This is a genomic window from Caballeronia sp. (assembly GCF_028292365.1).
Taxonomy (GTDB): domain Bacteria; phylum Pseudomonadota; class Gammaproteobacteria; order Burkholderiales; family Burkholderiaceae; genus Caballeronia.
This window is the reverse complement of sequence record NZ_JAQGMM010000450.1, coordinates 1-8282: the sequence shown is the minus strand read 5'-3', so window position 1 is coordinate 8282 and position 8282 is coordinate 1. Positions and strand designations below refer to the sequence as shown.

Genomic DNA, 8282 nt, shown 5'->3' with positions numbered 1-8282 from the left:
GTTGGCCGCTCGCCCGTGCCTCGGTCTCAGTGATGCCGACGCGGCCGAGCGGCGGATCGATAAACAGGGATTGCGTCGAAATCACTAGTCATGGGTGTTCTCCCGTTCCAGGGATTGGTCGTATTGGCCAGTCCAAGACCCTTTCTCGCAATCGCGGAGGTGAGGTTTCGACCACCGCGATTGCGACAGCGATCGTCAGAACCGCCAGCTCACAAGGGCAGGTCCTTGCCTCCCTGCTCACTAACCATGTACTCCGCATACCAGTCCGGCCAATTCTCATCGCGTTGGCCGCCGGTCCGCTTCTCGTGCTCGCCGTGCGCGGCCCCCGCCCGCCGGAGCGCCGCCGCGAGATCTGCTGACGAGGTGAAGGTCGTGGCGTCTGTGTCCACGCGACCGGGCGCTCGGTGGGTGAGTTCCTGGAACAGCCAGCCATTGCCGTCCGGATCGCTGAACGAGGCGAACGAGCGGTAGCTGCGATGCTCGGGGTCCGGACCGCTAACCCGGACCCGTCCGAACAGATATGGTTCATCCGAGCCGGTGTACGCGCCAGCGGCGTCGTGGAACACTTCGCTGATCTCTACCCCACGTCCCAGCAGTTCCTGGCGAGCCGCCTCGACATCGGAGACGATCAGGTACAGTCCCTGGGCGGAGCCGGGTGTGGCCGCGGTGACGTTCTTGCCGAAGATGACCGAGCACCCGGAACCTGGCGGCGTGAACTGGATTACGCGGAAGTAGCCATCATCGGAGGCGTAGTCGGCGTCAAGTCTCCACCCCAGGCCGCCGTAAAAACGCTTGGCGCGATCAACGTCCGAAACAGGGATGACGACGATCTCGAGCTTCATATCCACGCCCCGCACGTCCGGGGTCTCGACTGCAGCGCTGCTCATGTGAACCTCCGATTGCTTGGGCCGCAACGCGGCCTTTGGGATTGACGACAACAACACTTGGCGAAGGGAACCGGATAGGAGACCACACTCGCCGCACCGGCGAGGATCTCATCGCAATCTCCCGCATGCGGCGTTGCCACGAAGCAGGCCCTGGTGCTCGCGGCTCTATCGCTTGGGCCCTTTCATCCATTCCGACTCCATCGCCGCATTCCGCCCCTCGTCCGCCTCGATGGAGTCCATCGTTTCGTCGACCGACGCCGTCGTTAACGAACAGATTTTTGCCAAATTTCGCGTGAAACTGCGCTCCCAGTTGCTGATTTATTTGCACTAATGCTGGCAAACCGAAATGATTGCCAGGATGCTTGGGCTTTCCGCCGGTTAATGTGAGACCAACACCACCTGCGAGCGTCGTAAAACCCGGTATATGGACTCGGTTCTGGCCGGTAGTACTTCCCCCTTTTGAGGCGACGCCGGTGATCTCAATCGTTCCTGCCGCGTCGGGGGCGGTGAAGACCACGGGTTCGTTCTGGGGGTACTTCGGCCCCAAAATAATTGAGGTGCGACTCAGCGAACCGGTCGGGCCACTGGCGTGAATGTGTCCTCCGCTATTTGGAATGCGATTCAACGAAAGCGTCATCGTCGCTCCGGCTGGGCCAGAGTAATACCAGGTAATCTGGCTGCCGGGGCGAACATCCCCAACGGGGATTGATGCAAATGCCTCGCCTGTCTGGAGCGGAAAAACATCAGCGCCGAGCTGGTCGTTTTTTGCGATGAGCATCTGGACCGGCTCTGTCGTCAAAACGTGTCGCTGGCGATTGGACGCTTCGCAGATTTAGCTTATGCCACAGATGCCTCCTTTGCTAGTTGGAGATTTTGGCCAACTATCAGCAACTGCCATTTGACCTAACGTGCAACGCGAGTCATTGCGCTGGCGCACGTTTCTCGTGACAAATCTCTTCCGGCAAGCACTGTCGGGTGACTCATACATGAAATCGTCAATCGAGACACAGGGTCCAGAATGCGCCGCTCGCGGACGAGACGAATTGAGAGTCATGAGCCGCTCGCGGACGAGACGAATTGAGAGTCGTCATCCGATCAGCGAAACATGCTTTACAAATCTGCTCGCGATTGAGCCGCAGGGGCTTGGGGCTCGATGAGATTATCTTTGTGGAGATCCAGCCACATACGGTGCCGACACGCCCCATTCTCCCGCCTACGCCTGGGCTTCGACAACCGTCAACGCGCCGTGTCCCCGTGCGCGACATCACACGGTTAACATCGCGCGTTCAACTCAATGGCCGGGCGAAGCTGAGTTCGTGCCCGTCCGGGTCCACGATATGGAAATACCGTTCGTTCCAAGGCGCATCGCGCGGCGTGAACGCCGGTGTGAACCCGGCTGCGAGCGCCTTGTGGTACATCGCATCGACGTTTGACACATAGATGATCACCCGGCCCCACCAGTTGACTGGACCACGCGTCTCCACGGTCAGGTTGAGAAACGACCCGCCCGCAGCGAATGAAGTAAACGGTTCGTTCTCGCCGCCGTGCAATAGCGGGAACCCTAGGGCCTGGTAAAAGCGCACGGCGCTCTGCATGTCGCGCGTGGAGAACGTGATGGCGCTCAAGCCTTCAATCAGCGGTTCGGTTCCGGCAGGGGGCAAGTTCATCGACAAGTGTGCTCCATAACCAATGCCGGCATTAGCCCGGATGATGATGCGAGATGAGCGGTAAGACGGATATATCCGGATGCGTGCCGTCGATAATGCTTCGCCCTATGTGCCGCGCTTCCTGCACGGCGTCGTCCACGCTCTTGAATTCGTCGTCACCGTCGGCGTGGAACGGGAGGGCTTCGCCCAGCACCCCTGCGTGCGCGCCGTGACGGCAAATAAAGCCGATGTAGACATAACGGTCGCTCACTTGCGGCGCCGCGTGTGCAGGCATCGGCTTCAACTTCAACTGGGGCAAGACGTGGATGTCGAAGCCTTCGTATTCGAAGACGAGCCATGGAGCAGCTTCATCGGACATAGCGTCCTCCCTCATATTTATTCGCGTCTGCGAATAACGTTACTCCTAGTCTTGCTTTGAATCCATCCGGGGTTTGGACGGATGTGGAAAAAGGGACGCGCCGCGCTTTGCGGCACCGTGTGGCCGGTGGTTTAGGGCGGGTGTCATCGTGCGTGTTATTTTCAGCGACGCCCGCGTCCGCGGCTCAGCTAAACGCCGCTCCCGCCCACGGTTCGCAGGCTCTTCCATTGCCCCTGCTGAACCTGGAACAGCGTATAGGGCGGTTTGATCAGGTCGCCGTATGGATCGAACGCAATCTTGCCAGTGATGCCGGTGACTGTGACCTTCGCGAGGCTGTCGGTAATCTTCTTCCGATCGAGCGAATTGGCGCTCTCAATGGCCTTTATCATCGCGAGCGCGGCGTCGTATGCAAACGGTGCATACAGTTCGACATCCTGATTGAATCGGGCCTTGTATCGCTTGCCGAAGTCCTGGGCTGCGGGCAACTTGTCGAGCGCCGGACCCGGTTCCAGATCCTGCGTGCCTTCGCCGGCAGGTCCTGCGATCTGCAGGAACGCGTTGCTCTTGAGCGCACCCGCGCCAAAGAGCTGGGTCTGCATCCCGAGCGAACGCATCTGTTTGATCAGCATTGCCCCTTGCTCATCCAGGCCGCCAAAGAAGATCACGTCGACGTTCTTGCTCTTTAACGTGGTCAGGACAGCGCGAAAGTCGACAGCTTTGTCGTTCGTGAACTCGCGGTCGACAATGTTGCCATTCGCTTCCTTTACGCCTTTCTCGAAGGCATCGGCCAAGCCCTGTCCGAACGCCGTGCGATCGTCGATGATGCCGATTCGCTTCGCCTTGATTTGCTCGACCACGAAGTGACCCGCGACCACGCCGCCAATACCATCGTGGCCCATCGTGCGGAACACGTTCTTGAAGCCTTGCTTCGTCAGTTGAGGATTGGTCGAACCCGGCGTGATCATGGCGACGTCGGCCTGATGGTAGACCGCCGATGCCGGAATGCTGCATCCCGAGTTGTAGTGACCAATCACGCCTACAACGCCATCGTCGACCAGCTTCTGAGCGGCCTGGATCGCAAAGCGCGGATCTGCCTGATCGTCCAGCACGTCCAGGACAAATTTAACCGGCTTGCCATCGACGGTTGGATTCTTCGCATTCTCTTCGTCGAGCGCAAGTTGCGCACCGTACTGCAAGTCCTTGCCCACGCGCGCGACCGGCCCCGTTAGCGGACCCGCAAAGCCGATCTTGACCACCTCCAGTTCCGCTCCGTATGAAGGCACCTGCGCGCCTATGATCCCAAGTGCAATTGCGACAACCAGGTTTCGACGTTTCATGATGTCAGTCCTCGTCTCATGGAGACTGCTGCGGTGGTTAAAAACGACTTGGGCGATAAGGGTTCAGGTCGAGCAGAGGAGTGCGGCCCGCTACGAGGTCGGCCACTACACTGCCCGTTACGCCACCTAACGTGACGCCGAGATGCTGGTGCCCAAACGCATAGACCACACGTGGAGAAGCGCTTGATCGCCCAATCACTGGCAAGCCGTCCGGCAGGCTTGGCCGGAAGCCGAGCCAGGTGCTGTCGGGTTGAGGCAGGCCGGGCAGCGCTTGTTGCGCGGAAGTGGTTATCAGGTCCAGGAGCGCCGGGTTTTTCCGCGGTCCGTAACCGCCGAGTTCGACCGTGCCGGCGGCGCGGATGCCGCCCGTCATCGGCGTCATGTAGAAGCCGCGCTCGGCCCAGCCGCAAGGGCGGGAGAGCAGACCTGAAGTGCCGGGAAAGCGCACGTGATAACCGCGCTCCGTGTCGAGCGGAACGCGATCGCCGCATTGCCGGGCAAATCGTTTCGACAATGCACCGGTGCAGACGATCACGTGTTCGGCGCCATGCGTGCGGCCGGCTTCATCGATGAGACGCACACCGTTGTGTTGCGGCTCGATGATATTGATTGCGATGCGGTCGTGCTCAAGACCTTGCGTCACCATTGACGCATGCAACGCCTGTAGAAAACCGCGTGGGTCGCTGAGAAACCAGCTGCCGTTGAACATCGTGCCGTGCGCGAAGATTGGCGCGAGATTCGGTTCGAGTTGACGGATGCCGTCGCGATCGACCGTGTCGAATTCCACGCCGAGCGAGCGGCGCAAGTCGAGCGAAGTTTGTGCCGCCTTGAACGATGCGGAGTTCGAGTAAAGGTACAGGCATTCACGCTGGCGCACGAAGCTCGCAAGCGTGCTGGTGGCCAGCATCTCCCGGTAACCTTCGAACGCACGCGACAAGATGCTCGCCAGCGCGCGGGCGCTGTGTTCGTAGCGGCTCTGCGTCGCGCTCAGCATGAAACGCGCGAGCCACGGCGCAAGTTGCGGCATGTAAGCCCAGCGAATCCGCATCGGACTTGTCGACGAAAACAAAAAGCGCGGCAGATTACGAAACACATCCGGGTTGTTGACCGGAATGCATCCATAGTTCGCGAAGGTGCCGGCATTGCCGTACGACGTCGCTTCGCCCGGGCCCTGTGGGTCGAAGAGCGCCACACGATGCCCGTCGCGGATCAGCCAGTAGGCGCACGACAAGCCGATGAAACCCGAGCCCAGAACAGCGACGTCAGCCATTATTTCTTCCAGTGCGTGAGCGCGCAAAAGGAGTGGGCGCTGGTGCCATTGCCCGCCGGCCGTGCGCGGTCTGGGCGCGTGTTGAAGGCGCTGTGTGCGTCGATGGAGGTTGATATGCCATGCGTGTCTCCTCCTGTAATACAGTTCGGGATCGTGCCGGCGGTCCGTCGACACACAAACGATGAATGCATGCTCACACAAAGTTTTTTTGTGTGCAATTATTTTGTCTTTGTGTGGACTTAGGGATTTTCCCTGACTCTGCGCGGATTTTTATGTTGCGTGTTCACGAATGCTAGTACGCTACAGGTGCTTAAAAGGCGCCTGTTATGTCAAAGCTTGCAGCCCACGGTTCAAGAAGCGTCGGATACATCGATTCAATGCGTTTTTGTATGGAGATATTGGTTGGATGAAGATCGAACAAAACCACACAAAAACGGGTGATAACCTTCAGACAAAGCGGCGCGAGGCCACCTATCTCGAGGTTTCGCGCGCGTTGGAAGAAAAGGTGCGCAACGGGCTGTATCCGCCCGGTAGCCGGTTGCCGCCGCAACGCGACCTGGCAGTGGAACTTGGCATCAATGTGTCGACCGTTTCGCGGGCATACAAGGAATTGCAGGCACGCGGACTGATCGTGGCGAGCAAGCGTCGCGGCTCGATCGTGACGGGCGGCGCGATGCCTTCAGTCCACGCCGCGTCGGCACGCGGCAAGAACGGCGAAACCGCTTTGAATGCCGTGATAGACCTGACCGTTAACCGTCCCGCCACCGGAGAATTCCTGACGCAGCTCGCGCGGACGATGGCAAGCGTTGCGCGTGATTCGCGTTTTCCGGAGACGCAGGAATATCAGCCGCCGCAAGGGCCTGACTGGGCACGCGCAGCGGGGGCGCGTTGGATGGCTGCGCCCGGATTCACACCCACGCCGGACAACGTAGTCGTTACAAGTGGTGCGCAGCACGGTTTGTATGCGGTCCTAAGCAGTCTGATGGGACACGACGGCGTGATCCTCTCGGACCAGTTAACTTACTACGGGCTGAAGGCGCTCGCGCCGGTCTTCCAGTTTGAACTCGTTGGTATTCCGAGCGATCACGAGGGTTTGCTGCCGGACCAGCTCGAAGAGGCATGCCGGCGCATGCGGGTGAAGGCGATCTTTACCGTGCCGAATCTGCAAAACCCGACCGTGGTCACCATGACCCTCGCGCGGCGCACAGCGCTGGTCGAGATCGCGCGCCGGCATCACATCGCGATTATCGAAGATGACGTTTATGGGCCGCTGGTGAGCACGCGTTTGCCGACCATCGCGAGTCTTTGTCCGGAGCTCACGTTCCATGTTGCGTCGACGTCGAAGACCCTGGCGCCGGGACTGCGTGTGGGCTACGTGCTCACACCGCCTAACGGCGCGGCGCTCGCGGCCGAGGCCGTGCGCACCACCGCGTGGATGCCCGCGCCGCTGTCAACGCTCATCACTACCCGGTGGATCGAGGATGGCACGGCCAGGATCATTCTGGATGCACAGCGCACCGAGTTGGCTGCGCGGCAGGAGCTGGCACGCGATCTCTTGCCGAAAGAACACCTGAATAGCGACCCGGCATGTATGTTCGTCTGGATGCGCGTGCCGGCGCCATGGCGCTCCGACGATTTCGCGGCGAATGCGCTCGCTCGCGGTGTCAATGTCATGCCTGCATCGGCGTTCGCTGTGGACCGCTCGACAATCGAGCATGGCGTGCGGATCAACCTTGCGTGCGCAACGTCGCGTGAGCAGCTGGCGGGTGCGTTGCAGATTATTGCGCAAACGCTGCGCGACCGGCCGCGAGCTTTGTTCGGCACGATCTGACGGCGCTAGGTTCGCGTGGCGGGCACGAAGTGCATGCTCCGCGCGCTCAGATGCCGGACGCTCGCTTCGCCGAGTCCGCTTTGCCGGTGGTGGCCTTGCTTATATTCCGGAAGATCTGTCGCAGCCGTATGTTGCCGATGGACGACTCAAGCCGGTGCTCAAGGACTGGTGTCCGGTCTTTCCGGGCTATCACCTTTACTACCCAAGCCGTCGCCAGTCTTCGCGAGCCCTGGCTGTGCTGGTTGAAGCGTTGCGCTACAGGTCTTGGCAGGACGATGTGAGCGGCAGGTGGCGAATTTCAACTCGTGCTATTTTGGAGTAAGGAACTTTTAAAAGGACAGGGCAATTGCCATGAATAAAATCGACCTCTCCAACGTATACCGAGGCTACATTGCGTGCCTGAACAAGCAGGACTGGCCGCAACTGGGACAGTTTGTTCATGACGACGTGTACTACAACGACCAGCGGATTGGTTTATCAGGTTATCGCGCGATGCTGGAGAGAGACTTTAGTGAAATTCCCGACCTGCATTTCAACATTCATCTGCTGATTTCCGATTCGTCTTGTGTCGCGAGCCGGTTGGAATTCATCTGTACCCCGAAGGGAAATTTCCTTGGCCTCCCGGTGAACGGAAAGAAGGTTTCCTTCACAGAAAATGTGTTCTATCAATTTCGGGAAGGAAAGATCGAGCAAGTATGGTCAGTGATAGATAAGGCGGCTATTGAAGCTCAGCTTTAGCGCGATAGATTACCGAAGGCGACAGGCTTCCGTAATTCGACGCCCCCCGTACATTGCTATAGATCAACTAGTGTGCTGTTCCGTTGTTAACTGAACTATGTTTGCGTAGGATGTTGGTATCAACGGAACTGGAGATACCAACATGCCAATGGGACGACCGAAGGTGGAGTTGACGTTGAGCGAAGCCGAACAAT

Annotated in this window: 7 protein-coding genes and 1 pseudogene; 3 read left to right on the top strand and 5 right to left on the bottom strand. The window is 59.3% G+C overall.

Annotated elements, in window-relative coordinates; genetic code table 11:
• Nucleotides 1-209: 209 nt before the first annotated feature.
• The 5 genes from JWR14_RS26615 to JWR14_RS26595 all read right to left on the bottom strand — a co-directional run bounded on the left by JWR14_RS26615 (nt 210) and on the right by JWR14_RS26595 (nt 5519).
• Nucleotides 210-887, bottom strand: coding sequence for a VOC family protein (locus tag JWR14_RS26615; protein ID WP_299714557.1), 678 nt, complete (start codon nt 885-887; stop codon nt 210-212).
• Nucleotides 888-2173: 1286 nt separating this feature from the next.
• A complete protein-coding gene (locus tag JWR14_RS26610) occupies nt 2174-2554 on the bottom strand; it encodes a VOC family protein (RefSeq protein ID WP_299714554.1) in 381 nt (126 codons plus the stop codon).
• 31 nt (nt 2555-2585) lie between these two features.
• Nucleotides 2586-2912, bottom strand: coding sequence for a hypothetical protein (locus tag JWR14_RS26605; RefSeq protein ID WP_299714551.1), 327 nt, complete (start codon nt 2910-2912; stop codon nt 2586-2588).
• Nucleotides 2913-3100: 188 nt separating this feature from the next.
• Entirely contained in the window at nt 3101-4249 is a 1149-nt protein-coding gene (locus JWR14_RS26600; protein ID WP_299714548.1) for a branched-chain amino acid ABC transporter substrate-binding protein, read from the bottom strand.
• Between the two features lie 37 nt (nt 4250-4286).
• The gene (locus JWR14_RS26595; RefSeq protein WP_299714546.1) at nt 4287-5519 is read right to left on the bottom strand and encodes an FAD-binding oxidoreductase; all 1233 of its coding nucleotides are present in this window, start codon (nt 5517-5519) and stop codon (nt 4287-4289) included.
• A 406-nt stretch (nt 5520-5925) separates the two neighbouring features.
• On the opposite strand from JWR14_RS26595, the gene JWR14_RS26590 reads away from it, so the two are divergent.
• From JWR14_RS26590 to JWR14_RS26580, 3 genes and pseudogenes are all read left to right on the top strand, one after another.
• Nucleotides 5926-7350: a PLP-dependent aminotransferase family protein gene (locus JWR14_RS26590; protein WP_299714543.1), complete on the top strand. Its 1425-nt coding sequence runs from the start codon at nt 5926-5928 to the stop codon at nt 7348-7350.
• A gap of 82 nt (nt 7351-7432) precedes the next feature.
• Nucleotides 7433-7672, top strand: a pseudogene (locus tag JWR14_RS26585) (LysR substrate-binding domain-containing protein); the annotation flags it as partial.
• 29 nt (nt 7673-7701) lie between these two features.
• Nucleotides 7702-8088 carry an ester cyclase gene (locus JWR14_RS26580; RefSeq protein WP_299714540.1) on the top strand — a complete coding sequence of 129 codons (387 nt, stop codon included), beginning with the start codon at nt 7702-7704 and terminating at the stop codon, nt 8086-8088.
• Nucleotides 8089-8282 lie beyond the last annotated feature (194 nt).

Coding starts and splice junctions, on each gene's coding strand:
- JWR14_RS26615 (WP_299714557.1), bottom strand. CDS start 887: ATGAGCAGCGCTGCAGTCGAGACCCCGGACGTGCGGGGCGTGGATATG.
- JWR14_RS26610 (WP_299714554.1), bottom strand. CDS start 2,554: ATGAACTTGCCCCCTGCCGGAACCGAACCGCTGATTGAAGGCTTGAGC.
- JWR14_RS26605 (WP_299714551.1), bottom strand. CDS start 2,912: ATGTCCGATGAAGCTGCTCCATGGCTCGTCTTCGAATACGAAGGCTTC.
- JWR14_RS26600 (WP_299714548.1), bottom strand. CDS start 4,249: ATGAAACGTCGAAACCTGGTTGTCGCAATTGCACTTGGGATCATAGGC.
- JWR14_RS26595 (WP_299714546.1), bottom strand. CDS start 5,519: ATGGCTGACGTCGCTGTTCTGGGCTCGGGTTTCATCGGCTTGTCGTGC.
- JWR14_RS26590 (WP_299714543.1), top strand. CDS start 5,926: ATGAAGATCGAACAAAACCACACAAAAACGGGTGATAACCTTCAGACA.
- JWR14_RS26580 (WP_299714540.1), top strand. CDS start 7,702: ATGAATAAAATCGACCTCTCCAACGTATACCGAGGCTACATTGCGTGC.